Source organism: Pseudomonas sp. RL_5y_Pfl2_69 (assembly GCF_963970465.1).
In the GTDB taxonomy this organism is placed as follows: Bacteria; Pseudomonadota; Gammaproteobacteria; order Pseudomonadales; family Pseudomonadaceae; genus Aquipseudomonas.
Genome location: NZ_CAXAOU010000004.1, coordinates 13,705 through 39,842, shown reverse-complemented (window position 1 = coordinate 39,842; position 26,138 = coordinate 13,705). Strand labels below are relative to the sequence as shown.

The 26,138-nt window shown below is 56.7% G+C and carries 22 protein-coding genes, 1 tRNA gene and 1 pseudogene; 19 read left to right on the top strand and 5 right to left on the bottom strand.

Features of this window, described 5'->3' with window-relative positions; all coding sequences use genetic code 11:
- Nucleotides 1–64 precede the first annotated feature (64 nt).
- Entirely contained in the window at nt 65–1,378 is a 1,314-nt protein-coding gene (locus tag AACY07_RS08680) for a spinster family MFS transporter (RefSeq protein ID WP_339474417.1), read from the top strand.
- Here the strand turns inward: AACY07_RS08680 and AACY07_RS08675 are convergent.
- Entirely contained in the window at nt 1,351–2,433 is a 1,083-nt protein-coding gene (locus AACY07_RS08675; RefSeq protein WP_339474416.1) for an NAD(P)H-dependent flavin oxidoreductase, read from the bottom strand. The two genes, AACY07_RS08680 and AACY07_RS08675, sit on opposite strands and share 28 nt — an antisense overlap.
- Before the next feature lie 265 nt (nt 2,434–2,698).
- Nucleotides 2,699–4,258: a L,D-transpeptidase family protein gene (locus AACY07_RS08670; RefSeq protein ID WP_339474414.1), complete on the bottom strand. Its 1,560-nt coding sequence runs from the start codon at nt 4,256–4,258 to the stop codon at nt 2,699–2,701.
- A gap of 144 nt (nt 4,259–4,402) precedes the next feature.
- Here AACY07_RS08670 and AACY07_RS08665 point away from each other — a divergent pair, with 144 nt between their 5' ends.
- The 10 genes from AACY07_RS08665 to AACY07_RS08620 all read left to right on the top strand — a co-directional run bounded on the left by AACY07_RS08665 (nt 4,403) and on the right by AACY07_RS08620 (nt 14,388).
- Nucleotides 4,403–5,122 (top strand): murein L,D-transpeptidase catalytic domain family protein, encoded by a 720-nt coding sequence (locus tag AACY07_RS08665; RefSeq protein ID WP_133077417.1) that lies wholly within the window; start codon nt 4,403–4,405, stop codon nt 5,120–5,122.
- Nucleotides 5,123–5,175: 53 nt separating this feature from the next.
- Nucleotides 5,176–6,033: a GNAT family N-acetyltransferase gene (locus AACY07_RS08660; RefSeq protein ID WP_339474412.1), complete on the top strand. Its 858-nt coding sequence runs from the start codon at nt 5,176–5,178 to the stop codon at nt 6,031–6,033.
- Nucleotides 6,034–6,222: 189 nt separating this feature from the next.
- A complete protein-coding gene (locus AACY07_RS08655) occupies nt 6,223–6,993 on the top strand; it encodes a FadR/GntR family transcriptional regulator (RefSeq protein WP_219261433.1) in 771 nt (256 codons plus the stop codon).
- 94 nt (nt 6,994–7,087) lie between these two features.
- Nucleotides 7,088–8,290, top strand: coding sequence for an ABC transporter substrate-binding protein (locus AACY07_RS08650; RefSeq protein WP_219261432.1), 1,203 nt, complete (start codon nt 7,088–7,090; stop codon nt 8,288–8,290).
- A 69-nt stretch (nt 8,291–8,359) separates the two neighbouring features.
- The gene (locus tag AACY07_RS08645; RefSeq protein ID WP_019821837.1) at nt 8,360–9,220 is read left to right on the top strand and encodes a branched-chain amino acid ABC transporter permease; all 861 of its coding nucleotides are present in this window, start codon (nt 8,360–8,362) and stop codon (nt 9,218–9,220) included.
- A gap of 1 nt (nt 9,221) precedes the next feature.
- On the top strand, nt 9,222–10,232 hold the full coding sequence (locus tag AACY07_RS08640; protein ID WP_133077413.1) for a branched-chain amino acid ABC transporter permease: 1,011 nt from the start codon (nt 9,222–9,224) through the stop codon (nt 10,230–10,232).
- Nucleotides 10,229–10,987, top strand: a complete 759-nt coding sequence (locus AACY07_RS08635) for an ABC transporter ATP-binding protein (protein ID WP_339474411.1) — start codon at nt 10,229–10,231, stop codon at nt 10,985–10,987. The genes AACY07_RS08640 and AACY07_RS08635 overlap by 4 nt, the downstream gene beginning before the upstream one ends.
- Nucleotides 10,987–11,682 (top strand): ABC transporter ATP-binding protein, encoded by a 696-nt coding sequence (locus tag AACY07_RS08630; RefSeq protein WP_133077411.1) that lies wholly within the window; start codon nt 10,987–10,989, stop codon nt 11,680–11,682. Before AACY07_RS08635 ends, AACY07_RS08630 begins: the two co-directional genes overlap by 1 nt.
- Nucleotides 11,683–11,698: 16 nt before the next feature.
- On the top strand, nt 11,699–12,979 hold the full coding sequence (locus AACY07_RS08625) for a Zn-dependent hydrolase (RefSeq protein ID WP_339474410.1): 1,281 nt from the start codon (nt 11,699–11,701) through the stop codon (nt 12,977–12,979).
- Complete coding sequence (locus tag AACY07_RS08620; protein ID WP_339474409.1) at nt 12,976–14,388, top strand: amidase; 1,413 nt, start codon at nt 12,976–12,978, stop codon at nt 14,386–14,388. Before AACY07_RS08625 ends, AACY07_RS08620 begins: the two co-directional genes overlap by 4 nt.
- Nucleotides 14,389–14,540: 152 nt before the next feature.
- Here the strand turns inward: AACY07_RS08620 and AACY07_RS08615 are convergent.
- Nucleotides 14,541–14,615: transfer RNA gene (locus AACY07_RS08615), tRNA-Gln, on the bottom strand.
- A 351-nt stretch (nt 14,616–14,966) separates the two neighbouring features.
- Here AACY07_RS08615 and AACY07_RS08610 point away from each other — a divergent pair.
- A complete protein-coding gene (locus AACY07_RS08610) occupies nt 14,967–15,473 on the top strand; it encodes a GNAT family N-acetyltransferase (protein ID WP_326398005.1) in 507 nt (168 codons plus the stop codon).
- 126 nt (nt 15,474–15,599) lie between these two features.
- Nucleotides 15,600–16,439: an endonuclease gene (locus tag AACY07_RS08605; protein WP_339474407.1), complete on the top strand. Its 840-nt coding sequence runs from the start codon at nt 15,600–15,602 to the stop codon at nt 16,437–16,439.
- Nucleotides 16,440–16,452: 13 nt separating this feature from the next.
- Here AACY07_RS08605 and AACY07_RS24285 read toward each other — a convergent pair.
- Nucleotides 16,453–16,575 (bottom strand): annotated as a pseudogene (locus AACY07_RS24285) (nucleotidyltransferase family protein); the annotation flags it as partial.
- A gap of 33 nt (nt 16,576–16,608) precedes the next feature.
- Complete coding sequence (locus tag AACY07_RS08600; protein ID WP_339474406.1) at nt 16,609–17,232, bottom strand: glutathione S-transferase family protein; 624 nt, start codon at nt 17,230–17,232, stop codon at nt 16,609–16,611.
- Nucleotides 17,233–18,448: 1,216 nt separating this feature from the next.
- Between AACY07_RS08600 and AACY07_RS08590 the strand changes: the two genes are divergently transcribed.
- From AACY07_RS08590 to AACY07_RS08565, 6 genes are all read left to right on the top strand, one after another.
- Nucleotides 18,449–19,087: an EcsC family protein gene (locus tag AACY07_RS08590; RefSeq protein WP_339474405.1), complete on the top strand. Its 639-nt coding sequence runs from the start codon at nt 18,449–18,451 to the stop codon at nt 19,085–19,087.
- A 619-nt stretch (nt 19,088–19,706) separates the two neighbouring features.
- Complete coding sequence (locus tag AACY07_RS08585) at nt 19,707–20,813, top strand: hypothetical protein (RefSeq protein ID WP_339474404.1); 1,107 nt, start codon at nt 19,707–19,709, stop codon at nt 20,811–20,813.
- 340 nt (nt 20,814–21,153) lie between these two features.
- A complete protein-coding gene (locus AACY07_RS08580; RefSeq protein ID WP_339474403.1) occupies nt 21,154–22,266 on the top strand; it encodes a hypothetical protein in 1,113 nt (370 codons plus the stop codon).
- A 666-nt stretch (nt 22,267–22,932) separates the two neighbouring features.
- Complete coding sequence (gene dcm, locus AACY07_RS08575; RefSeq protein ID WP_339474402.1) at nt 22,933–24,339, top strand: DNA (cytosine-5-)-methyltransferase; 1,407 nt, start codon at nt 22,933–22,935, stop codon at nt 24,337–24,339.
- 60 nt (nt 24,340–24,399) lie between these two features.
- A complete protein-coding gene (locus AACY07_RS08570; RefSeq protein ID WP_339474400.1) occupies nt 24,400–24,903 on the top strand; it encodes a very short patch repair endonuclease in 504 nt (167 codons plus the stop codon).
- Nucleotides 24,864–26,126, top strand: a complete 1,263-nt coding sequence (locus tag AACY07_RS08565; protein ID WP_339474398.1) for a type II restriction endonuclease — start codon at nt 24,864–24,866, stop codon at nt 26,124–26,126. Before AACY07_RS08570 ends, AACY07_RS08565 begins: the two co-directional genes overlap by 40 nt.
- The last annotated feature ends 12 nt before the right edge of the window (nt 26,127–26,138 follow it).

Below are 26,138 nucleotides of genomic sequence, written 5' to 3'. Positions count from 1 at the left end.
TTCCTTGCCAGGGGCGCTGAACTGATCAGCGCCCTTGGCGTTTCCATCTGACAGGAATTCAACCATGCCCAATGCTCAGGTCGGCTGGCGCAGCCATGCTTTGCTGTTGTTGCTGGCGGCCATGTTTGCCGACAATTTTGTCGGCCGTCAGATTCTGGCGGTGATGATTGAACCGATCAAGGCAGAGTTCGGGGTCAGTGATACGGCGATGGGGCTGATTTCGGGCCTGGCATTTGCCGGGATCTACGCCCTCCTCGCCTTGCCTGCCGGGCGGCTGGCAGATCGCATGTCCCGTACCCGCCTGCTGGCAATTGCCTGCCTGTTATGGGCGGTGGCGACCATGATCTGTGGCCTGGCGGTCAGTTTCTGGATGCTGGCCGTGGCGCGCATGGCGGTTGCCGTGAGCGAGTCGCCGACCACCTCGGCGTCGATGTCGATCATTGCCGATTTGTACCCGCCACATCGCCGCTCGTTTGCCATCAGTTGCTTCACGGCCGCCCCGACCTTTTCCGCCGTCATCGGCCTGAGCCTGGGGGCATGGGTGGTCGAGCAGTATGGCTGGCGCTCGGCATTCATCGTGATCGGCTTGCCCGCGCTGTTGTTCTCCACGCTGCTGGCCTTTATCGCAAAAGACCCGGCCCGGGGCCGTTGGGATCTGGCCAGCGCCCATGCTGCCCATCCCCTGCAAAGCATGGGCAGTGAGGCCCGCAAACTCTGGGCCCTGCCCGCCTACCGCTGCCTGGTCATGGCGGGCGGCCTGACCACGCTGGGCTCCTATGCGATCGGCATGTGGAACACCAGTTTTCTGGTGCGCTCCCACGGGTTGTCACTGCAACATGCAGGGCTGCTGGCAGGTTTCATCTGTGGTGGTTTTGCCGGGATCGGCGCGTTGTTCAGCGGTTGGCTGAGCGACCACCTGACGCCACGCAACCCGCACTGGCAAGTGGGTATTCCGGTGATCGGCAATGTGGCCGCGCTGGCTGCACTGTTCGCCTATCTGCTGTGGCCGGACACGGTGTGGACGCAACTGGGCAGCGTGCCTGTCCCCAGCTCGATGCTGTGGTGCGCGCTGTACAGTTTTTTTGTGGTGTGGTGGGTGGCGCCGTCATACAACCTGGTCACCCAACTGGTCCCGGCCAACCGCCGGGGCACGGCCATGGCCTTGCAGACCATCATCTCCACATTGTTGGGGGTTGGGGTGGGTCCTTTGCTGGCCGGCTTGTTCAGTGATGCGTTGCAACCGGCCTTCGGCGTTGAATCCCTGCGCTACGCGTTATTGCTGGTGAGTCTGCCGGTAGCCGGTGCGGTCGTGTTGCTGATCCGCACCTCCACCCATGCTGCACACACCCATTATTTAGCGGCGGAGCGGGCGGCATAGTCATCGACAAATGTGCGGGTCAGCTCATAGGACGAAAGCTCGGCCGTGCGTCCGGGGCTCAAGGGGAAGCCCTGGCCCGCCCACAGGTTGATGAAGTCTGCGCAGCCAGGGTCGGATTTGGCCTTGAGCGGTAATAACACACCGCCCGCCAGCGGGAAGGCAGGTGCCTGCGTATTGATCGGGCCCAGTTCGCGCATCACCCGATTGACGATGCCGCGGGCCGGTCGGCCGGTGAACAGGTTGGTGAGCGCGGTGTCACTGGCGTCGGCTTCGCGCAGGGCGCGGTGATGGGGTGTGGCCAGTTTTGCCTGCGGGCAAAACAGGTAGGCAGTGCCGATTTGCACGGCGCTGGCCCCCAGCGCAAACGCCGCCGCAATACCCCGTGCATCGGCGATGCCGCCTGCGGCAATGACCGGTATGTCCACGGCATCGACGATTTGCGGGACCAGGGCAAAGGTACCGATTTGGGTGGTCAGCTCACGACTCAAGAACATTGCCCGATGCCCGCCAGCTTCGTAGCCCATGGCGATGATCCCGTCACAGCCGTGGCGTTCCAGCCATCGGGCCTCTTCGACCGTGGTGGCTGAACTGAGGATTTTTGCTCCGCAGGCCTTGACCCTGGCCACCAGCTCCGGGGCAGGCAGACCGAAGTGGAAACTCACCACTTCGGGGCGCAACGCTTCGACGAGAGCGCAGGTGGCTTCGTCAAAGGGTGCGCGGCTCGACACGGGCGTGGGCGCGTCATAGTCGGCCCCAAGCTCGGTGTAGTAGGACTTGAACAACGACTTCCAGTGCTCGATCGCGGCTTCATCGTAAGCAGGGGCTTGATGGCAGAAAAAATTCAGGTTCAGGGGCTGCTTGCTCTCGGCCCGAAAGGCCGCCACTTCGGCGCGAATCGATTCAAGGTTCAACGTGGCACAGGCCAGAGAGCCCAGGCCACCGGCCTTGGCGACACCGATCATCATATCGGCGCCAGCGCCCAGCATGGGGGCCTGGATGATGGGATGGGTGATGCCGAGCAAGTCGATAAGGCGAGAATCGGGCCAGCAGCTCATGAGGGCTCTCACGGGTAATGATCGGGATGCCAATACTAGCGGCTGGCTTGCGAAGGCGCAGCCTTGATCGAGATGGTGCGCCACTGCGACGAAGCGGTCACGCGGTATACCTGATTAACCGAGGAAGCCGATTTTACGACTGCTACGCAGCCGGACGCAGCCTCGCACGGCTCGTCAGCGACTACAGATCGCCACCTACCCTTGTAGCCGCTGACGAGTAGAACGAGACTGCGTTCGAGCACGCAGTGGCGCACCAAACCGGACGCTATTTCTTGCCAGCCAACGCCGCAATCAAAGCCGGGTCATGGTTGTAGATGTCCGGCGCATAGGTCACTTTTCCATCCTTGTTCGCCTGGGCCGTCCAGTAGGTCATCAAGATCGGCATCGGCCGGGACAATCTGAATTCATGGGTCAACCCCGTACTCAACAGCTCTTCGGTACGGGCCTTCTCGGCCGGGGTCACCAGCAAGTCACGCAGCTGGAAGACCGACTCGACCCGCACACAGCCCGAACTGAAAGCCCGCGGTCCCTTGCTGAACAACGCCTGGCTAGGGGTGTCGTGCAAGTACACCGAGAACGGGTTGGGAAACCGGATGGCAATTCGGCCCAGGGGGTTTCTAGGCCCCGCGCCCTGACGCAGAAGGATATTGCCCGGGCGGTCCCAGTCGATGTCCTGGGCCGCCAGCGGCTGGCCATTGCTGTCCACTATCTGCAGGTCCTGGCGACTGAGGAAAGACGGATCGCGGCGGATCTGCGGCAGTTTGTCTTCGCGGAAAATGGTCGGCGGGATGGTCCAGGTCGGATTCAGGGTCAAGCGATTCACCCTGGATTTGAGCAACGGCGTCTGACGCTCGGCACGGCCAACCTGGGTGCGCGTCTGCCACACGGGCACGCCATTCTGGTACACGGTCAATTGAGCAGCAGGCACATTGACCAGCAGGCTGTCAGGCTCAAAGTCCTGGGCTATCCAGCGAAAACGCTCAAGGTTGATGCGCAGTTGTTCAAGCCGATCCCGAGGGCTGATATTCAGCTCTTTCAAGGTCCCGGCCCCGATGACACCGTCGGCCTGCAACGAGTGATCAAGCTGAAAACTCTTCACGGCTGCCGCCAGCTCATTGGTGTAGGTGTGATCGACAGAAGCCGGCAGGTGGTTCAGGTAGCCTTCGTTGAACAGCCGTCGGGCCAGTTCGGGCACCCGGGCATCCTGCATGCCGGGCCGCAACAAGGGGCCGCTGGCCAGGGGCTGCCATTGTGGCAGTGGTTGCAGACGCTGGCGGGCATAGACCCGGCGCAAGTTCTGATACAGCTCGCCTTGGGGACGCGCCTGGGCAAAGGCCCGGGGAATATCGTTCAGTCCCGGCCCTGCCAGGGCCAGAATCCGCGCCTGACGGTCTTGCGGCACCTCGCTGGCATGCCATACCGGCTCGAACTGCGACTGGGGCAGACGCCCATAGTGCAGATCCTGCAATGCCTGCAGGTACTGCTGGCTGATCTCGATATCGGCGCACACGTCCCGAGTAGCTGGCAGCTTGTAGTTGTCAGGGTTCAGACCGTCATCCGCCAACTGCCCCAGTGCCGACTGCAAGGCGCTCAGGCGTTGGTTGTCGGTCCAGACCAACTGATCGTTTTGCCCCAGATAAAAACCCTGCAGCAGTTGCTTGGCAGCCCCATTGACTCGCGCCGCCAGGCCCGGGCAGTCCTGGGGCAGTTGACTGAGTGCCTGCTGAACCGGACTCAGGGAACCCGCAGGTAGGGGATCGGCTACAGCGACCAATGGCGCAGTCAGCAGGACAATGCTCAAGTAAAATGCGCGTTTTTTGAACAACTGCTTAACTCCAATTAAGGGCCGTCACCAGGTACAACAACTGAATCTGCAGTTACGGTAAACCCACAGGCTAGCATCTAACGCAGGATCGCCAAGTTATCGGCGCAGGATTGCCGGCCTGACATCATCGAGAACACGCTATTTATGCTTATCTTTTTACGTCGCTTTTGTTTCGCAGCCCTCGCACTGGCTGCAACCTGCAGCACTGCATACGCTGCCAATCCTCAACTGCTCAGCAAACTCAGCCATGCCGCCCCCGAACTCAACCCGCAGGCCCTGAAAAGCGCCCTGAGTGCCATGCAATGCGCGGTCAACAATGGTGCCAAGCAGGCCCAGCACCTGGCCGTGATCGACTTCTCCCAGCCTTCAACGGCACGACGTCTCTGGATCTTTGACCTGAACCGCAAGACCTTGGTTCTACGAGATCTGGTGGCCCACGGAAAAGAATCCGGCGAGAACTTCGCCACCAGTTTCTCCAACACCGAAGGCAGCAACCAGTCCAGCCTTGGGCTGTTCAGTACGCAGGAAAGCTATGTCGGCAGCCACGGCTATTCGTTGCGCATGGACGGCCTGGAGCCGGGCATCAATGATCAGGCCCGCGAACGGGCGATCGTGATCCACCCCGCCGATTACGTTAATCCGCTGTGGAGCAAGACCCAGGGCCGTATCGGCCGCAGCCTTGGCTGCCCGGCAGTACGCCCGCAAGTGGCGCGCAAGGTGGTCGACAAGCTCAAGAATGGCCAGTTCATGTTCGCCTGGTACCCCGACAAGCGCTGGCTGCAATCCTCGGCCTACCTCAACTGCCAGCCACGGCAGGTGGCAAGCATTGTGTCAGCCAGGCATGAGGTCATGCCCGGGGGTTGAAAGCGAAGGCGCAATGCCGGTACATAGTGCGTACATGTCCAAGGAGATTCACCATGTCCGCGCTGCACACGAGTGCCTGTATTTATCGTCCCATGACCCAGGCCGATTTACCCGCAGCCCACGGGCTGTCCTCGCAACTGGACTGGCCCCACCGACTGGAAGACTGGGGCCTGTTGCAGCGGATCTTCAAAGGATTTGTAGCGACGGTCGATGAGCGTTTGATCGGTACGGCATTTGCCTGCCCCCAGGGCGACTTTGCAACCATTGGCCTGGTGGTGGTCAGCCCCGACTTTCAGGGCCAGGGCATTGGCCGTCTGCTGATGGAACGGGCACTCGACGCTTGCCAGCCAGGTACTCCGATCCTCAATGCCTCCGTTGCTGGCGCCCCGCTGTACCTGAGCCAGGGCTTTGTCGAGTTCGGCACCATTGAACAGCGCCAGGGCCTGGCCCAGACCGTGACACTTGAACCCCCTGCACAAGATGAGCAACTGCGTGACCTCTGCGAACAGGATCAGGCCCGGCAACTGTTGCTGGCCAACGCAGGCAGCGGGCTGGACCGAAGCGCCCTCTTCGAGCAGTTGCATGACACGATCGTGCACTCGGCGGGGATCGTACGCGAGGGTCAGCTACAGGCGTTTGCCCTGTTGCGCCGGGCCGGACGCGGCCACTGCATTGGCCCTGTCATTGCACAAAACACCCGCCAGGCCAGGCACCTGATCGCCACCCTGCTCGCCCGGATCCCCAACCAATTTGTGCGCATCGACGTCCCGATGGACAGTGGCCTGTGTGAATGGCTGACCCTGGCGGGCCTTGAACCGGTGGACCGCGTAACCCAGATGGCTCTAGGTACGCCCCCGCAGCCTGGCGACTTCGTACGCCAGTTCGCACTGGTTTCCCAGGCCATTGGCTGAGCTGTCGAGCGAAGGATGTGGGAGCGGGCTTGCTCGCGATGGCATCACCGCAGTACCCCGCCCTGCCGTTTCTTATCCGTTACCGACCCTTTTCCATTGAAAGCGACACCTCCCCGGGCCTGTTGTTGACTCATCGGGCTCGGCGCTATTTATTACTATTAATCCGCATTAATACGATAAATAGAAAATATGCTCAGTCGCCCCCTGCACCGTAAACGCCAGAAGCTCTCCGATGTGATTGTCGAGTCGGTCAAGCGCTCGATCGTCACCGACGCACTCAAGCCCGGTGACCGGTTGCCCACGGAACGGGAGCTGATGGAGAGCTTTCAGTGCTCCAAGGGCTCTGCCCGCGAAGCACTCAAGGCGCTGGAAGTCGAAGGCCTGGTCAACACCCGCACCGGCCCCAGCGGCGGCGCCTACCTGAATCAGGCCGGGACCGAGCCCGCCAGTCGCGCCCTGCGCAACTACCTGCACTTTCAGCACCTGGATGGCGAACAGGTCTACCAGTTGCGCAAGGTAATCGAAGTCGAACTCGCGGTGTCGGTGATTGGCCGCCTGAGTGCCGAGGACTATCTGGCCCTGCAGGCCAACGTGGATTTTTGCAGCGCGCCCGAAGACAGTGAAGCCGGACAACGGGAGCAGCGGCTGGCAGAGCTGGAATTTCATAACCTGCTGGCACGGGCATGCCCCAATCCTCTGCTGAGTTTCATGGCGCAATTTCTCAACGATCTGCTGCGCGACCTGGTGGTGCTGAAGAAAGCCTACAAACCCAAGCGCAAGCAGTTCGACGCCGCCAACCTCGACTATCACAAGCAACTGCTGATTGCCTTGCAAGCAGAGGACGAAGCCTCTGTGCGCAGCCTGATGCACGAACACATGTGCGACGCCGAACATCATATGACCGCCCTAGAGGGCCAGGTCAGCCCGCATTTCCTGCTGGAATTCGATCACAACCACTAATCGCTGTGCCAATAAAAGGCCTGCCCACAGGCCATGATCCGCCGTTTGCCATTGCTACTCCTGCCAATAACTAATCAAACCAGGGAGTTTCCCCATGCAACGTCGCACTTTGTTGAAAGCAAGCCTGGCCGCTGCCAGTGCCCTGAGCCTTCCGCTGGGCATGCGCCATGCCTTCGCCTCCGAGCCCTTTACCTTCTATGGCCTCAAGTCAATGTCCGGTGCCTTTGCCAGTTACGGCAAGTTCGCCGACATGGGCTCGCGCCTGGCGGTGGAGCAGTATCCGCAGTTGCTGGGCAGACCCCTGAACTACAAGGTGATCGACACCGAGGGCAACGCCGGCAAGGCGGTGCGCAAGGTACAGGAGGCGATTGCCCAGGACGGCGCGCGCTTCTTTCAGGGCTGTACCTTGTCGTCTTCAGCACTGGCCGTCGCAAAGGAAGTGGACAAGGCAGGCGGTGTCTTCATGACCCCCGTGGGTGCCGACGAAGTGACCGGCAAGGACTGCAACAAGGCGACGTTTCGCTGGTCGGTGCCCACCTACGGCGCCGTGCGCGAAACCCTGGTGCCGCTGATCAAGCGATTGCCCGAGGCCAAGCGCTGGTACACCATCACCCCGCAATATGTATTCGGCGAAGCACTGCTTGAGGGCACCAAAGAGGTGCTGAAGGAGCATGGCCTGGAACATGTCGGCAACAGCTATCACTCCCTGCAGGAACAGGAATTCTCCGGCTACCTGACCAATGCCATTGCTGCCAGGCCCGATGTGCTGGTGCTGCTCAACTTTGGCAGCCAGTCGTCCAACACCCTTCGCCAGGCGGTGAATTTCGGGATCAAGGAGCGAATGAACGTCCTGCTGGTGTGGTCGGCTGGCCTGGATCAATTCCAGGAACTGGGCAGCGACATTCTGGAAGGCGTTTACCTCGGCGCCCAGTACTGGCATCAGGTGGATACTCCGCTCAACCGCGAACTGGTCAAGATCACCAAGGCCAAATACGGGATCAACCCCACCTACCCCCTAGCCGCCGACTACATCAGTACCAAGGTCATGCTCGACACCATCGCTGCCACCGGCAGTTTCGATGGCCCCACGGTGGCCAAAGCCATGCAGGGCTTGAGCTACGAAGGCCCGACCGGCCCCGAATCGATCCGCGCCGGTGACCATCAGGTGATCAAGGATTACTACCTGCTGGTCGGCAAACCGGCTGACCAAATGAGTGACAAGGACGACCTCGCCCAAGTGGTCAGCTCCGGTCAGTCGTTTGCCCCGGTACAAGACACCGGCTGCGTTCTGGGCTGAGCCCCGGCACTTCTTCAGCTTTTGCTACTGGCAGCCGATCACCCGTGATCGCCTGCAGAGGGTATCTGCATGCTCGAACTCTACCTGTTTCAGATTCTCAACGGCCTTGGCCTGGGGATGATCTACTTTCTGATTGCCGTCGGACTGACGATCATTTTCGGCCTGCTGAACTTCGTCAACTTCGCCCACGGCGCGTTTTTCCTGCTGGGCGCTTACATCTGCTACACCGCGGTCAGCCTGACCGGCAATTTTTGGCTGTCGCTGCTGCTTGCGCCCTTGCTCGTCGCCGCACTGGCCTGGGTGATTGAGCGATTGCTGATCCAGCGGATTTATCACCTGCCCCACATGTTCCAGATTCTGGTGACCCTGGGGATCGCGCTGATCATCCAGGAAGCCAGCGTGATGATCTGGGGCCCGGTGGGCAAAAGCGTTGCCGTACCGCAGTTGCTGCGTGGCGTGCTGGTGATCGGCGACTTTGTCTACCCCTACTATCGCCTGTTCCTGATTGTGTTTTCAGCCCTGGTGGGATTCGGTCTGTGGCTGCTGCTGGAGCGCACGCGCTTTGGCGCCCTGGTGCGCGCCGGCAGTGAAAGCACGGAAACCGTATCGCTATTGGGCACCAATATTTTCCGCCTGTTTTCCATGACGTTCGCCCTGGGCGCTGGACTCGCCGGTGTAGCCGGTGTGCTGTTTGCGCCATTGCGCGGCGCCCAGCCCTTTGTCGGCCCGGAAATTCTCGGGGTGGCTTTTGTGGTGGTGGTGATCGGCGGCATGGGTTCATTCAGCGGCGCGCTGGTGGGCGGCCTGTTGGTGGGCGTGGTGCAAAGCCTGATGACAACTATCTGGCCCCAAGGGGCGAGCCTGATGATTTACGGCGCGATGGCCGTGGTCATTCTGCTGAGGCCTTACGGCCTGTTCGGGAGAGCCTGACATGAGCGAGAAAAACCCCCTGCCCTTCGCCAAAACCCAGTCGCGCTCCATGCTGCTGTTGGTGGTGGCGGTATTGGTCGGTTTGCCACTGGTGTTGCCTTCCGCGACCCTGGCCACTGAAATCCTGATCTTCGCCATGGCAGCTCTGGCCTGCAACCTGCTGCTGGGTTACACCGGGCTGTTGTCGTTCGGCCAAGGGATCTTCTTTGGCGCCGGGGCCTACTGCGCCGCCTTGCTGATGATCCATCTGCACCTGGGACTGTTCAGTGCCTTGCTGGGCGCTGCACTGGCTGGCGGTTTCCTGGCATTTCTGGTGGGCGCCCTGGCCATTCGGCGCACCGGCATCTATTTCGTCATGCTGACCCTGGCCTTCAGCCAGATGGCGTACTTCCTGACCTACACCCTGAGTGACTGGACCGGCGGCGACAACGGCCTGCTCAACGTGCCCCGGCCTGAAATCCGTATCGGTGACACCGTGCTGATGTCCCTGAGCGACGCACGTTACTTCTACGGTTTTGTCGCGGTGTTGTTCCTGTTGATTTTCATCGGCGCCCGCCGCGTTATCAGCTCGCCTTTTGGCAGCACGCTGATGGCGATCCGCGAAAACGAAACCCGCGCAGCTGCCATTGGCTACGACACCCGGCATTTCAAAATCCTGGTGTTTATGCTCTCGGGCGCCGTCACCGGTATTGCCGGAGCGCTTTACGCCATGCTGCTGCACTTTGTGCCGCTGTCCAATATCGACCTGGCGATGTCGGAAAACATTCTGATCATGACCATCGTCGGCGGTACCGGGTCCTTGTTCGGCTCCTTGCTGGGCGCGGGTTCCATCGTGTTGCTGGGCGAATTCCTGTCTGATCTGTGGCCACGCTGGCTGATGCTGCTGGGGGTCATTTTGATTCTGGTGGTGGTGTTTATGCGCGGCGGCTTGTGGGGCGGATTTTCGAGCCTGTTCGAACGAATCAAAGGGCAACGTAAAACCAGCCTGCCCGTGCAGGAGGAGCAGCCATGAACGCGCCTGAATATCTGCTGCAAACCGACAATCTGGAGCTGGCCTATGGCGCCTTTCGTGCGGTCAACGGCGTCAGCCTCAACGTCGAACAAGGCACCATCCATACCGTGATCGGCCCCAACGGCGCGGGCAAGACCAGCCTGTTCCACTGCCTGACCGGCGAGCGTCAGGCCACCGGCGGGGCAATCCTGTTTGATGGCAAGAACATCATCAAGAAGCCGTCCCACGGCCGCGTTGGCCTGGGCATGGCCCGTTCGTTCCAGCTCACCAGCCTGTTTCAAAACCTCAGTGTTCGGGAAAACCTGCGCCTGGCGGCCCAAGGCCGGGATGGTCTGGCGGCCCTGAATTTCTGGCGCCGTGTGGACAGTCGCCGCGAACACCTGGAGATGGCCGATCAGGTGCTGGAGCGCCTGCAACTGACCCAGCGTGCCGACACCCTGGCCGGTGAGTTGTCCCACGGCCAGCAACGGGTGCTGGAGGTGGGCATGTCGATCTGCTCCAAACCCAAGCTGCTGATGCTCGACGAGCCAACGTCCGGCATGGGCATTGACGATATTCCGATCATGACCCAGTTGATCAGTGACCTGGGGCGCGATCACACGGTGCTGTTGATCGAGCACAACATGAGCATCGTCATGTCCATCAGCCAGCGCATCACCGTGATGAGCCACGGCCAGATCCTGGTCGAAGGCACACCCGAATTCGTTCGCGCCGATGAGCGCGTACGTGTCGCCTATCTGGGAGAAGCCGCCTGATGCTGACCGTCGAGAACATCCACTCCTATTACGACAAAAGCCACGTCCTTGAAGGCGTCTCACTGCAGGTCAACCCAGGGGAACTGGTGACGCTGCTGGGCCGCAACGGCGCGGGTAAAACCACCACCTTGCGCAGCATCCTGGGAATCATTTGCCCGCGTAAAGGCCAGATCCGCTTCAACGGCCAGGACATGGTCGGGCGCAAGATTTTCGAGATCGCCCGCGAAGGACTGGCCCTGGTGCCCGAGCATCGCGGCATCTTCCGCCTGCTCAGCGTCGAGGAAAACCTGCGCATTGCTCAACGCAAAACCAGCCGCTGGCAACTGGAGGATGTGTACACCATGTTCCCGCGTCTCAAGGAGCGGCGCAAAAATGCCGGCCACGCGTTGTCCGGCGGCGAGCAGCAAATGCTCGCCATCGCACGGGCGCTGCTCAATGACCCCAAGCTGCTGATCCTGGATGAACCCACAGAAGGCCTGGCCCCGGTGATCGTCGACGAGCTGGTGAAAATCCTGCGCAAGATCAAGGACGATGGTCTGCCTGTGTTGTTGGTGGAGCAGAACCTGATGGTCTGCGACAAGCTGGCCGACCGTCATTACGTACTGGAGCAAGGCCGCGTGGTGTACGAAGGCAGTGCCGCCGATTTCCGTGCCAACCCGACCATCAAGAACCGTTACCTGGCCCTGAGCGCCTGAAGGGAGATTCGTGTCCATGAACAGTCCAATCCTGTTATCCGACCTTTTCAACAGCAACGCGCCATTGATCAATCGCGATCGCTTGTGGCAATCGCTGATGGACCTGGCGCAACTCGGTGCCACGGTCAAGGGCGGTGTCTGCCGCCTGGCCCTGACCGACCTCGACCGCCAGGCCCGTGACCTGTTTGTGCGCTGGTGCGAAGAAGCCGGCTGCACTGTCACGGTCGATGGGATCGGCAATATTTTTGCCCGTCGCGCCGGTCGCCAGCCGCACCTGCCGCCGGTGATGACCGGCAGCCATATCGACACCCAGCCCACGGGCGGCAAGTTCGACGGATGTTATGGCGTCATGGCCGGGCTTGAGGTGATTCGCACCCTCAATGACCTGAAGCTCAGCACCGAGGCCCCCATTGAAGTGGTGGTGTGGACCAACGAAGAAGGTTCGCGCTTCCCGCCGTGCATGATGGGTTCCGGCGTGTTCGCCGGTAAGTTCGACCTCGACGAGACCCTGAGCAAAGAGGACGAGCAAGGCCTGTCGGTGGGTGCCGAGTTGCAGCGCATTGGTTACGCCGGCAGCCGAGCCGTGCTCGGGCATCCGGTGGGGGCCTATTTCGAGGCGCATATCGAGCAAGGTCCGGTACTGGAAGACCGCAACATCACCTTGGGTGTGGTGATGGGATGCCTGGGGCAGAAGTGGTTTGACCTGACCCTGACCGGCGTCGAAGCCCATGCGGGCCCAACACCGATGCATTTGCGCAAGGATGCGCTGGTGGGCGCCGCCCATGTGGTCAGCGCCGTCAACCGTATCGCCCATGAGCATCAGCCCCACGCCTGCGGCACTGTCGGCTGCCTGACCTTGCACCCGGGCTCGCGCAATGTGATTCCTGGCCAGGTGCACATGACCATCGACCTGCGGCATTTGCATAGCGACCGGCTGCAAGCGATGGTCGATGAGGTGCGCGAGGCCATTGAAGTTGCGTGCAGCGAGCATGGGTTGAGTTTCGAGCTGACGCCCACTGCCGATTTCCCGCCGCTGGACTTCAACCCGGCGTGCATCGAAGCCGTGCGCCAGGGTGCGCAACAGCTGGGCCTGAGCCATATGGACATTGTCAGCGGTGCAGGCCACGACGCGATTTTCATCGCTGAGCTGGGCCCCGCCGGGATGATCTTCGTACCCTGCGAAGGTGGCATCAGCCATAACGAAATCGAAAATGCCGCGCCTCAGGATCTGGCTGACGGCTGCGCCGTGTTGCTGCGGGCAATGGTCAATGCGGCGCAGGCAGGAGTTACAGCATGAGCACCCCTGATATCGGGCAAATGAACGCGGTTGAACTGCTGAGCCGCTTTCGCGACAAGAGCCTGTCGCCGGTAGACGTCACCGAAGATGCCTTGCTGCGTATCGAGCGCTACAACCCGGCGGTCAACGCTTACTGCCACGTGGACCACGAAGGTGCGATGCAGGCTGCCAGGGAATCCGAGCAGCGTTGGTTGAAAGGCCAGCCCTGCGGCGCGCTGGATGGTGTGCCGGCATCGATCAAGGACCTGACCCTGACCCGCGGCATGCCCACGCGCAAGGGTTCGCGCACCATATCGCCCCAGGGACCATGGGAGGTGGATGCACCGTTCACGGCCTTCATGCGCCAGGCTGGCGCCGTGCTGTTGGGCAAAACCACCACACCGGAATTCGGCTGGAAAGGTGTCACCGACAATCCGCTATACGGCATCACCCGCAACCCGTGGGATACCCGCCTGACGGCGGGCGGTTCTTCGGGCGGTGCAGCCGCAGCCGCGTCACTCAACCTGGGGGTATTGCACCAGGGCAGCGACGCGGGCGGTTCGATCCGCATCCCCTGCGCCTTTACAGGCACCTTTGGCATCAAGCCCACTTTTGGTTATGTGCCCCAGTGGCCAGCCAGCTCGATGACGATCCTCTCCCACCTGGGACCGATGACCCGCACGGTGGAAGATGCCGTGCTGATGTTGCAAACCGTGGCCCGGCCGGATGTTCGCGATGGCCTGATCGGCGCGCCGCGCAGCCTGCCGTGGCTGCCTGAAGGTGACAGCCTCAAGGGGCTGCGCATCGCCTACAGCCCGGACTTCGGCCATGTGAAGGTCGATCCGCAGGTCGCCAGGGTGGTGGCTCGGGCCGTCGAACGACTGGTGGAACTGGGAGCCCATGTCGAGCAGGTTGATCCGGGGTTCAGCGATCCGCTGGATACGTTCAACACCCTGTGGTTTGCGGGGGCCGCACGGCTGGCCGGACAACTCGACAGCGCCCGGCGCGACCTGCTCGACCCGGGTCTGCAACGCATTGCGGCACTGGGCGAACGCATCACCTTGAGCGAGTACAGCGCAGCCCTTGAAGCACGAGCGGCGCTGGTGGCACAGATGGCGGCGTTCCATGAGCGCTACGATGTGCTGGTCTCGCCGATGCTGCCCATCACGGCGTTTGCCGCCGGGCATAACGTACCGCCGGATTCGGCATATACCGAGTGGATGCACTGGACGCCCTTCAGCTACCCCTTCAACCTGACTCAGCAGCCCGCGGCTTCAATCCCTTGCGGGCTTACTGAAAACGGCTTGCCGGTGGGGTTGCAAGTGGTGGCTGCGCGGTTTGCGGATGACCAGGTGCTGCGGGTCTGCCGGGCGTATGAACAACACTTCCCGGCCACACACCCCCTGGTGCCGAAAAACGGCCAGGACTGATCCGGGCAAAACGTTGCCATGCTGCATGAGCCAGCATGGCACGCAGAAGACGTTGAAGCAGAAGGATTGTTTGCTGATAAGTGCGCGTCAGGCCCGATGGCGTTGACGCTGAACTTGAAGATATCCATCACGTGCGGATGGACTCTGGAAAATGGCAGGGGCGGCTGGATTTGAACCAACGCATGGCAGGATCAAAACCTGCTGCCTTACCGCTTGGCGACGCCCCTGTATCTGTAGCGATGAGTGCCTGGCACTCTTTTACTGATGCTTGCAGCCTGCAAATGCCTCCATTCGCTGCGAGCCTGTAAGGGTTCGCTGCAAGAACGGGCGCAAATATACCAACACTCTTTGGATTGGGGAAGCACTTTTTAAATAAATTTATTCAAAAACAGCTACTTAGTGAAAATCAGGGCCAAATGAGCGTTTTGGCCGTCATGCTGTCCGCCCTTTCCCGGTGCCTGCCCTCTCGAAAAATCGTGCCTGAGCAATAGACGGTTATAGTTGTCGGGACCGGGTTCAGACAGACACAGGCAACGCAGGCATGCCTGACAGCTTAAAAAGACCAAAGGGAAAACAACATGAACATCACTGTCCGCAATGAACGGGCCGAAGACATCGAGGCCATCGCACAGTTAACAGCGGCTGCTTTTTTAAACGAAAAACACTCAAGCCATACAGAACACCACATTGTGAATGCGTTGCGACGCGCTGGTCAGCTGAGCATTTCTCTGGTGGCAGAAGAGCACGGCTCAGTCATCGGGCATGTTGCTGTTTCTCCAGTGACGATCTCTTCGGGAGCCACCGGATGGTACGGCCTAGGGCCGATCTGTGTTTCGCCTGACCGGCAAGGAAAAGGTATTGGTTCAGCGCTGATGAACGCGGCACTGACTGAGTTGCGACGCATGGGCAGTGCAGGCTGCGTGGTATTGGGGGATCCTGCCTATTACAGTCGTTTCGGGTTCAAGACATGCCACGGTCTTGAGCTTCCCGGGGTTGATCCAGAGTACTTTCAGGCAATCCTCCTGAAAGGTGAGCTACCTTCGGGGGTTGTGAAATACGACGACGCATTTGATGCCACCGAGTAATAGCGATAAGCGCCACCCTTGCGCCCTCCTTAGAAGCGCGTTCAATCGAAACTCGCCAATAAGATAAGTGTCATAAGATCGATGACTGGTTAACCACCACACTGATCCGCCACAAAGGCTTCCGGTATGCCCGCCCCTTCTGCTCGCCCAGACCTTGTTTATGAATATCCAGCGCACCTGCGCGCTCAGGTCGAAGCGGCCCCGCGGGCACCAGGGGTGTATTTCTTTTACGCTGAAGACGACTCGATACCGCTCTATATCGGCAAAAGCATCGATATTCGCAGTCGACTGCTTGCGCACCTGCGCGCCCCCGAAGAAGCCAGAATGCTGCGCCAGGCGCAACGAATCGAGTACCGGCAAACTGCCGGGGAAATAGGCGCCCTGCTGCTTGAGTCCCGACTGATCAAAGAACTGCAACCCTTGAAGAACAAGCGGCTTCGTCGCCAGCAACGCCTGTGCTCACTGCGCATTCGCGACGGGGTACTGGAGATCATCGACACCACCACGATTTGCGACGGACCTCAGTTGTACGGACTTTTCCGTAACCGGCGCATGGCCACCGAAGCGCTGATGCTGATTGCAGATGAACAGCGCCTTTGCCATACATTGCTGGGTATTGATAAACCGACAGGACGTCCCTGCTTCAGGGCTCAAATAGGCAAGTGCGCCGGCGCCTGCAAAGGCGCAGAAAGCCATGAGGCGCATACCGAACGGTTGCTGGGTGCTCTAGAACGCTGGGCAGTGCATCACTGGCCGTTCCCCGGCGCTATCGCTTTGCACGAACGACATGGGCAGACCGAGGAATACCACGTCGTGGACAGTTGGCGTTACATCGGGACTTACGCCTGCGAGGCTGATGCCAGACGGGCCCCCAAACTCACGGGGCAAGCATTCGATGCCGACTGCTACAAGATCCTGGTGCGACCGGTGCTGCTCGAAAGCACGGCCATTATCTTGCTTTCTTAACGCAGGATCGTCGTCACCCCAAACCCTGCGAGCCGGGTTCCAGGACCTTCAGCCAAGGCCAGCGCTCCTGGTAACTTCTGGCCTTGTACGCGAATAAATCCGGCTGGAGATTTTGGGGGTTGGGACGCAGCACTGACTTCGCAAGCGAAAAGGCGCCTCTCTAGCGACCTTATGGCGTCCCGTTCCTGCCGTACAGCCGGTAGCCATTTCGATGATTCAATCGATCGTAATAATCGCTCACAGCAGGAAAGTCCGGATGAGCGAGCGGTGTTTCAAACCATCGGTTAACCGAAAGACCGATCGGTATGTCGGCGAGAGAAAACTCTTCACCGCTGACATAGGCCCCGGTTGATTCGAGCTGTCTATTGAGAATTTCCATGTGCCTTGACCATTCATCACATGCGGTTGCCAAAGCATGACTGTCCTGATGCTCAGGCGACTGCCGGACCAACGACATGAAGGCATAAGACCATGATTTGTTGAGATCCGATGCCTGCCAATCGATCCATTGATCCACCCGAGCCCTGGCTTTGGCTTCTATCGGGTAAAGGTGGCCTGAGCCGTAACGGGACGCCAGGTAGCGAATGATCGAGTTTGACTCCCAAAGAATGAAATCTTCGTCCTGGATGACCGGCACCATGGCGTTGGGGTTCAACGCCCGGAATTCAGGTGTGTGCGTCGACCTGAAGCCTGAGCCCCACTCCTCTCGCTCAAAGGGAATTTCAACCTCGGCGCAAGTCCAGAGAACCTTTCGCACATTGATCGACGATGCTTTACCCAATACGCGCAACATTCCCTGTCCTTATCGTTGAAGGCTAATCCTGTCGACACTATCGCCTTGTCGAGAGAGCTGTCCAGTGCCCGTAACTGGCCCGAGTATTTAAAAAATGCAGTCGTGGCGAGCGCGCAGCCTGGATAACGCCGACCAAAAAACATCAGCGTTGATGAATTGCCCAAGTTACGCCCCCGCAGCGCTGGGATGGTTGAATTTGACACGCGAATGAACGTTCGACTCAGGTAATGGGCAGCAGCATCGAACTGGAGGACAGGGAGTGACATCTGATAAATCCGGCTTTCTCATAAAAGGCTGCCAGCCGATCAGAAGGTTGAATAAAGCTGGGAACCGGATTGCGTTGTGAGCGGCTGAACGATCAGCAAGTGCGGGAAGAGCTCCGTTCGAACGTCTGGCTTTCCTGATAAACTGTCGCACCTTTTTGCATGATGCGGATCTGCGTGGCGTAACCCGTCGATCCATCCCTGCGCTTGCGAACGGTGATAGTGCCCATGATTTTTGCTACAGGAATGTTCGGGCTTACCAAAAGGTAGCAACGAGCATTCAACTACAAGCAAAAACGCCGGTAAACAGAAGTAAACGAGAGTTACCAGAATGCCCACCAAACCCGCAGAAAACCCAGGCTCCGCAGTGAATTCGGTAGTTAGGAGATTTTCTGTTGCCCCCATGATGGATCGCAGCGACTTATTTAAAATATTCTTATAAATCAATAAGTTATATATAGTTAAGATGTTGCTGTAGCAAAACTCAAGCAGCCGGTGAGACTTGATTGATACTGCTACTCAAGCGTTCTCCCCCGATCCGTCCAATCAAAGACAGTACGAACTCTTGTCTTTTCCTACAGCGTTCTGCTGAATGGTAATTTCTCTTGGCACTCCAAAATTGACAGTGCTGTGTGAGGGCCTGCTTTCGGCCAAAAGCAGTCAGCCGCCTGATTAGGTGGGTACGGCTAAAAGCAGATTTGCCTACTAACCATCCATAGCAACCTTGAATGTTGTAATTATTGAGTCATAACCTCAAGAATCCCCGCTCGCTGGGGAACCAGCATCCGCAAGAATTAAGCCGCGAATTGTGCGCAATAATCTAGTAAATGGCGTTCTGCTATCAGCGCAGTGAGCGAAGAGTTTTTTGGAGCATAATTGTTCAAAACGAGGTGGTGCTTATTACCAAACAGGTGTGGCATCATAAGGCCATCATATATGCGCCGAGACTGAAGATGGAACTGATAAGTCAAGAAAAGATTATGCAAGTCCTTGACTGGGCCTACGAGAGATCTGTAAATGGATTCTCCGGTCTGGATTCTGCCGAGGAGCTCGCAGCCGACTACGCCAAGGAACAAAGCCCTACCTACGATCAAGCTAACTCCTTGATTCGCTGGCAGAACACCAAATCGGCCACCTCAGGCTTTGTTACCGGCTTGGGTGGATTAATAACACTTCCCATCGCGTTGCCCGTAAACATTACAAGTGTGCTTTTCGTACAAATTCGCATGATCGCCGCCATCGCACACCTAGGCGGCTACGACGTCAAGGATGACAAGGTAAAGACCCTCGTTTTCGCCTGCCTCACAGCCAACTCCGCAAAGGAAGTGTTGAAAGACATTGGCATTGCCGTCGGCAACAAGCTGGCGATGAACGCCGTGAAGTCGATTTCCGGTAAGACTCTGATAGAGATAAACAAAAAGGTAGGTTTCAAGCTGTTCACCAAATTTGGTGAAAAAGGCGTGATCAATCTCGGCAAAGCCGTGCCCCTGCTGGGAGGATTGATTGGCGGAAGTTTCGATGCCTACACTACCAACACTATCGGGAACGTAGCACGCGATACATTTACACCAAAAGAAGTTGCAACTGCATAACAAGGGTTAGATCCCCTTCACTACATCAATATTTTCATGACCTCCAGCCTACCCCGCTACTCCAAGGTGTCTGTTACTGTATTTACGCAACTTACAACGAGCAGAAACAGACACCTCCGGCATCAGCAGCCCTTCATCTACAACTGATGAACCCTGGCCCTATTGCTTTGACTCTTCATCCCGCACCGCCCGCCACATTCAGCACCTTCCACAAAGAATAACCAAACGCGATTTCACCCAATACGCGCGAGCGATTCACTAGAATCCCCTACGGAAATTAACAGGATCGCATCGATAGCAAAGCTGGCTCTGCGCTCTCCCCAGCGGGGCAGCCGCCAACGACGACGCGGTGTCCCGCGCAACAATCGGTCAAAAGCAGCCACTATAGAGGCAAGATCATTCTTACCCCCACATATGCGTTACACACCGATCAACATGGAGAGGGGCAAAGATTCTTGGCAATTTTTTCGAGCAAGCTGTTCTAATGGCTGGAATGGTAGCCACAAGTGACTCAGTCGCAAAGAAAACTCCATGCCTCTTTAGTCAGTCAATTTGGAGATGGCGGGAGACCAGTTGGTCGCTATCGCGGAGGTAAAGATGGCAATATTAAAGGATGAGCATGAGCAAGATCGCAGTTAAGTGCCTGACAAGTTCAGATCTGACTCTGTTTACATGGCATTTCGATCACACCGTTGGAAGTCGTCAGATCGCTATCAATCTCAACGCTGATGTTTTTATCAAAAAGCTGTATCCGGAATTGCCTGTTTTGGCCAAAGAGGGTAGGTCTCCTTTTCACTTGGACCTTAGCATTTATGGCCCTGGCCAAGCGGATGTTCACTCCCTTAAAAAGCAAATAATTTCAAAACCCAGTAAAAATTGGCGTTTGTGCGGCCCCGCAATCGCTAACCCGTCCGATGAGCCGAAGCGCTATAACTACCTTGCTTCAGGCGACTACGCGATCATGAGGTTCGACGGCGAAACCGAACCCACAGAACTTACGATGACGTTGGTAAGCGCCAGCCTTGAGAAGGATGAGACGTTGCATGCTGAGCTTCATAAGCTGATGGCCGGCCGCTCCATGGCCGCTCTTTCGTCTGAAGAGCTTGCTGGCCTTGGTATCGAAGCAGCCCTGGAAGATGCAGCACTATGCGGTATTGATGGCCAGCGACAACTTGCCGGTTGGACCTCAAGTCGTAAGATCGACAAGGCCGAGCTTGAAAGAGCCAGAGAGCGTGCGAACGCGACCGGCCAAAAAGGTGAGGAGTTTGTTGACTACTTCCTTAGTCAAGAGCAAGCAGACGGCCGAATTCAGACCTATCAGTGGGCATCGCTTGCTAATGCTATAGAAGCGTTCGATTTCAAAGTCAACGATTCAGTTTTGATTGACGTGAAATCAACTACGTACAGCTTCCAGCAGAAGCTGCATATTTCGCTTAATGAACTACTGCATATGCGTGATCACCCTTATCACCTGTATCGCATATACGGTATTCAGAAGCTGCAGGCAAAATTGCGCATTTGCGCGAACGTTCGCGAGCTCGCCGTGCAGACCATCCAGATACTGGAAAAGCTGCCATTCGATATCAAGGTAGATAGCGTCTCGCTAAGCCCGGACTGTTTCGAGTTTGGTGAAGAGATCTTGTTGATACTGCCCGAGTCGACAACCCTGCCTGATAGCAGTCGTCCTTCTTCCCGGCAGCTATGTGCTGCAGTGGATTATAAATGAGTTGCACAGCGTCATGAGCTGGTACCTAGGCATGATTGACGCCACCTTTTTCTAGTGGATAAACCTATCGATTAACCTCGACGGGCTGGCAACCAACGCTAGTGAGACGTGAGTGACCGGGTCGTTTTCTGCCTGTCGCTGACTGGCAGAGAACGGCCAAAAGCAGTCGCCTACTGCCAACATAGTCAGTCCCAGACACCCCTTGTCAGTGATCAACACCGTGGTCTGTCCCCGATTATTCAAGTCTTTGATTTAGAATCGTTTATTTTTTCTGGAGGTTGCTAATTTTCTAGGGTCTGGCCAGAATCGGCTTTGATGTGTAGTACAAGGGCGACACTAAATGAGCTTGCTGACCCCTTTTGGGCCTCTCCGAGATATTCCCCTAGACAACATCGAGCAGCTAAAGGAAATACTTGTCCGTTCTGACAAGAGCAGAATGCTTGAAGGACTGGTCATTGAGGCTGTGTTCAATGAGTACCTCGGCAAGCTGGTTGCTCAAGGAATCGATGTTTTACCGGTTTCTCTCGTAAGGACTCTGACGGTAAAGAAAAAGCCACAAAAGAAATTCGTAACCTCTTGGTGGGTGTGGGACCACTCCGAGACCGGTCAAGCAGCAGCTGACCTGTGCCATCTTATGGCCCCTTCGTCCGGTCAGGGTGAGTTCCTGTTTGATTGCTACTACCACGAGATGAGCCGTGATTTCTTCATTAAAAAATGGGGAGAGCAAACCAACATCCCTATTCAGTCTTTCATGCTGGAAAAGCGAGGGCATTCGGCTCCCCAGTTCAGGATTCCATCGGAGTCGGTGATTGACGATAATCGATCTCAGCAAGCCTTCTGGGCAGGTATTTCCAGCCACTATAGCGATGATCTGTTTAAGAATGTCGTGCTTCATCGGCTGTTTAAGAACTGTGCGATACAACCTTTTTTCGATGGTGTCTGGGACATTGACAGCTTGGCGCGATTACCAGACAACTCTCTCATGCAGTTAGAGGTGAAGCACAAGTACCCGCATATGGAGAAAAACTCCAGGAAACTCTCTTTTGGCATTAACAATGGTCAATTGAGAGTAATGCAGGATTTAGCACGTCGAGGAATAAAGACACTGCATATGATCATGGTGAAGCCAATCTGGGACAAAAATCTTGGGACAGGCTATCTCTTAAATAGAATTGGCGACCGGAAGAACGTGTTGCTGCTGGCAAAGCTATTGGATGCAGGTACGTTGCACGAGATTCGATCTAGGGACTCATGGCGAACGGGATTAGAGCAGTCCTTCACCGGCAAGGATGAACAGAAGGCCCGCTACGTTGGCGCGTCTGAATTTCAACTCCTTGGAACGCTTGATGATCCAGTTGACACTGTGGCAAGAAACATCGCCCTTGCAGCCACAGGCGCCCTCAACCGGCCTGTCACTGATCAGCTTTTGATTGATAACCGAATTCAGCGGTAAAAATACCGGTGAAAGATCACGATATTGATCGTGCGGGGGAATCCTCGGATGACTCTGATGGCAGCGAGTGACTGCTTCTGGCCGAAAGCAGCCTTTCACGAAGGTCTGTTATGGGGCGAATGCGGATATTGGGCCCTAGGAACCGCGGGTTCTGACACTAGCACCCCATGTCCCCTCGTAAAAATATCGTAAGCCATTGTAATTAAGATAAAAATACAATTATGGATGATGGCAAAATGTACTGCGATTCGTGCGTAGGCAAACGGTAAACCGGGGTCTGTGGGGGGGCGCAAGGTTTTGGTGTGATTAGGCCCTAGCCTTTGCCTCTTTATGAGCTAAGACTCCGATTAGCCGAATAAAGAGTGCCGGTCACTCCTCCTTCTCTTCCTGGCTGCACAGGCCTGCTTCAATCCAGCTCAACGATAAGTATCCCCTCCGACACGAAACAGCTGCTAGCACCAGTCCGCAATTACACACAAATTGTGAATTGCCACCCTTGCATACTGGTTAGATATACAGCAACCTGTCAGCAGCATATCCTTGGCACGCCCGACCCAAGAAACGGCTAATTTGGTCATAGCGGGAAGATATTAATTTACATCACAAGATACAGGGATAGAATGGTGATATTACGTCACAGATTTTACCCAGAGGAAAGCAGGACTCATGAACCTTTTTGAAAGCGCAGCTCCTGAATCTGCTCAACTGGGACTCCCGATCTCTCAACCGCACCTTGCTGAAGATCTCGAACTGATTAACAAGATCCTTGAGATTTACGACCAAGGGCAGCTTGCCGCAAAGCTTAACGAGGTAGGTTCCCAGCATTGCCGGGAAACGGTAAACCGCTGGGTAAAAGGGAAGCTAACACCGCGCCTTACCTATGCAGAACACATGCATTTGAAGTCACTTCTTCCTTCAAAGCCGACAAAAAAGACCACGTTCACCTTTATCGACCTGTTTGCAGGCATAGGCGGCATCCGTAAAGGGTTTGAAGCCATCGGCGGTGAATGCGTATTCACGTCCGAGTGGAACCCCTTCGCCGTCCGCACCTACAAGGCAAACCACTACTGCGACCCGGAGCGTCACCGCTTCAATCAGGACATCCGCACAGTTACCTTGTCCGACAAGCTCGACGTTAGCGAAGAAGAGGCCTACCAGAATATCGATCGTGAAATTCCTGATCATGATGTCCTGTTGGCCGGCTTCCCGTGCCAACCGTTCTCCCTGGCAGGTGTTTCCAAGAAAAACTCTTTGGGCCGCAAGCATGGATTCGAGTGTGAAACTCAGGGCACCCTGTTTTTTGACGTCGCCAGGATCATCAAAGCCAAACGCCCGGCTGCCTTCCTGCTGGAGAACGTCAAGAACCTGAAAAGCCACGACAAGGGCAATACATTCCGCATCATCTGCGAAGCCCTAGATGAACTCGGGTATGAAGTCGCGGACGTCAATGCACCCAAGGGTGCTGATCCCAAGGTCATCGACGCAAGGAACTTTGTTCCGCAACACCGCGAACGCATCGTACTTGTCGGCTTCCGCCGCGACCTAGGGATCCATGACGGCTTCACATTGCGTGATATCGACAAGCTGATACCCAAACAGCGACCAACCTTTGGTGACATTCTGGAGCCGAAGGAGGAAGTAAACAGCAAGTACATCCTCACGCCGAAACTTTGGGATTACCTTTACAGGTATGCCGAGAAACACCGCCAGAAAGGTAACGGCTTCGGGTTTGGTTTGACAGGGCCGAATGATGTAGCACGCACTCTTTCGGCGAGGTACCACAAAGACGGCTCAGAGATACTGGTTGACCGCGGCTTCTCAGAGATGCTCGATTTTAATAGCGAGCTCAATCAGCTGAATCGCCCTCGCAGACTTACGCCTCACGAATGCTCCCGCTTGATGGGCTTCGATAAGCCGGGCGAAAGCAAGTTCGTGATTCCGGTTTCGGACACGCAAGCGTATCGTCAGTTCGGTAACTCAGTTGCAGTTCCTGTATTCGAAGCAGTAGCGCGACTGATGAAGGAACGGATTTTGGCGGCGAAAGCCATAACCGCAGCCCCTAAGCAGCAGTAAGCGCTCCGACGTTCTCCACGCCAGTGTCGGGGCCATCAGAGCCCCGATGCGGAGGACACCGTGACTGATGTTGTCGATGTAGAAACCCGCTCCCGGATGATGTCTAACATCCGGAGCAAAAACACCTCACCCGAACTCTTGATCCGCAAAGCCCTGCATGCAAGAGGCTTTCGTTTTCGTGTACACGCTAAAAACCTCCCGGGAACGCCAGATCTGGTACTGCCAAAGTATAAAGCTGCAGTCTTCATTCACGGCTGCTTTTGGCACGGCCACCGTTGCCGCTATTTCAAAGTACCCAAAACGCGCCAGGATTTCTGGTTGAAGAAGATCGGTAAGAACCAGGCTCGAGATGAACAGCAGATTGCTGCCTTAAGGACTCTCAACTGGCGGGTACTGACCATATGGGAATGCGCTGTACGGTCCATGAAAAAACAAAGAACGCCATTGTTGATTGACCAAATTGTTTACTGGCTGCTACAAGGTTCAGAGTTAGCCCAGATAGACGAAACCCATTTGGAATCAGCATGTTCTCAGACCGTATCAGTGACTATTTCGAAGGTGTAGCGGCAAAATATTTGAGCGCCGTCGACGCTGATTCTGAACGCTCCAATCAGCATGAGATTGGTGGCCTCCCAGCAGCCGGATTTAAACAGTACTTGGGCACTCCGTCTAAAGACCAAGAGTACCGATTCAAAACAAAGCAAATTTACATCACTGACGAATCAGTTGCGCCAGAGACCGTAGAGGCTGAGGTTACGTGGTATGACTGTCGTCGAAAGCAGCCTCATCGCAGTCCTGAATACAGGCTCTACTACCCTACAAATGCCGTCACTGAATTGCTTGCGGAAGGTGACTTTCTTCTGGTCGCCAAATTGCGTGACGACTCGCTGCTAATGGTTTTCACACCAGCCGGAAGTACCATAGAACGACAGCTCCGCGTTCTCTTTGCACTGGACAATGTGGACGAGCGATTTAAAGCCGGCAGCGTTGAGACTCTACGCTTGTTTCTCCCGCTGAGGCTGATGCTTGAAGACCTCGGCATCGAGACAGGTAACTCTGAGACAGGTGACGGTGCTTGGCTTGAGCGCCTCATAGAACTGTTTGGCGGCGAAAAATTCCCGCCGACGTCTATATTTTCTAAATTTGCCCGTGAATCCATTGAGCAAACAGTAGAACCGCGTGCTGATCCGGATAAAGCCATCCTTGACTGGATGGATCACGAGGAAAAACTGTTCAGAATTTACGAACGCCACCTGGTTCAGGGCAGGCTCCGCCAAGGCTTTGGACACGACGGTGCTGATGTTGACGGCTTTATAAGCTTTTCGCTGAGCGTGCAAAATCGCAGAAAGTCTCGTGTAGGGCATGCATTTGAGCACTATCTCAAAGAGATATTCACAGCACACAGTTTGCACTTTCAACAAGGCGGCGGAAAAGGGTTCACCACTGAAAACAACTCCAAACCTGACTTTATTTTTCCGGACTTTGAATCGTATCGCGATCCAAAATTCTCTATAAAAAATCTGCATATGCTGGGTGCCAAGACAACTTGTAAAGATCGTTGGAGACAAGTTCTTAGTGAAGCGAATAGAGTGCCATTAAAGAATCTAATCACTCTTGAGGCAGCCATAAGCGAGAGACAGACAAGTGAAATGCAATCAAACAACCTACAACTAATTATCCCATCTGCAATCCACTCAACATACACTACCTCGCAAGCAACGTGGCTGCTTTCACTAGAAAGTTTCATAAACCATGTCAAACACAACAATTTAAATACAACCAATTAAACTGCTCACTCA

Bases quoted from the DNA above. Each gene is read 5' to 3' on its own strand.
- AACY07_RS08680 (WP_339474417.1), top strand. From the start codon at position 65: ATGCCCAATGCTCAGGTCGGCTGGCGCAGCCATGCTTTGCTGTTGTTG.
- AACY07_RS08675 (WP_339474416.1), bottom strand. From the start codon at position 2,433: ATGAGCTGCTGGCCCGATTCTCGCCTTATCGACTTGCTCGGCATCACC.
- AACY07_RS08665 (WP_133077417.1), top strand. From the start codon at position 4,403: ATGCTTATCTTTTTACGTCGCTTTTGTTTCGCAGCCCTCGCACTGGCT.
- AACY07_RS08660 (WP_339474412.1), top strand. From the start codon at position 5,176: ATGTCCGCGCTGCACACGAGTGCCTGTATTTATCGTCCCATGACCCAG.
- AACY07_RS08655 (WP_219261433.1), top strand. From the start codon at position 6,223: ATGCTCAGTCGCCCCCTGCACCGTAAACGCCAGAAGCTCTCCGATGTG.
- AACY07_RS08650 (WP_219261432.1), top strand. From the start codon at position 7,088: ATGCAACGTCGCACTTTGTTGAAAGCAAGCCTGGCCGCTGCCAGTGCC.
- AACY07_RS08645 (WP_019821837.1), top strand. From the start codon at position 8,360: ATGCTCGAACTCTACCTGTTTCAGATTCTCAACGGCCTTGGCCTGGGG.
- AACY07_RS08640 (WP_133077413.1), top strand. From the start codon at position 9,222: ATGAGCGAGAAAAACCCCCTGCCCTTCGCCAAAACCCAGTCGCGCTCC.
- AACY07_RS08635 (WP_339474411.1), top strand. From the start codon at position 10,229: ATGAACGCGCCTGAATATCTGCTGCAAACCGACAATCTGGAGCTGGCC.
- AACY07_RS08630 (WP_133077411.1), top strand. From the start codon at position 10,987: ATGCTGACCGTCGAGAACATCCACTCCTATTACGACAAAAGCCACGTC.
- AACY07_RS08625 (WP_339474410.1), top strand. From the start codon at position 11,699: ATGAACAGTCCAATCCTGTTATCCGACCTTTTCAACAGCAACGCGCCA.
- AACY07_RS08620 (WP_339474409.1), top strand. From the start codon at position 12,976: ATGAGCACCCCTGATATCGGGCAAATGAACGCGGTTGAACTGCTGAGC.
- AACY07_RS08610 (WP_326398005.1), top strand. From the start codon at position 14,967: ATGAACATCACTGTCCGCAATGAACGGGCCGAAGACATCGAGGCCATC.
- AACY07_RS08605 (WP_339474407.1), top strand. From the start codon at position 15,600: ATGCCCGCCCCTTCTGCTCGCCCAGACCTTGTTTATGAATATCCAGCG.
- AACY07_RS08600 (WP_339474406.1), bottom strand. From the start codon at position 17,232: ATGTTGCGCGTATTGGGTAAAGCATCGTCGATCAATGTGCGAAAGGTT.
- AACY07_RS08590 (WP_339474405.1), top strand. From the start codon at position 18,449: ATGGAACTGATAAGTCAAGAAAAGATTATGCAAGTCCTTGACTGGGCC.
- AACY07_RS08585 (WP_339474404.1), top strand. From the start codon at position 19,707: ATGAGCAAGATCGCAGTTAAGTGCCTGACAAGTTCAGATCTGACTCTG.
- AACY07_RS08580 (WP_339474403.1), top strand. From the start codon at position 21,154: ATGAGCTTGCTGACCCCTTTTGGGCCTCTCCGAGATATTCCCCTAGAC.
- dcm (WP_339474402.1), top strand. From the start codon at position 22,933: ATGAACCTTTTTGAAAGCGCAGCTCCTGAATCTGCTCAACTGGGACTC.
- AACY07_RS08565 (WP_339474398.1), top strand. From the start codon at position 24,864: ATGTTCTCAGACCGTATCAGTGACTATTTCGAAGGTGTAGCGGCAAAA.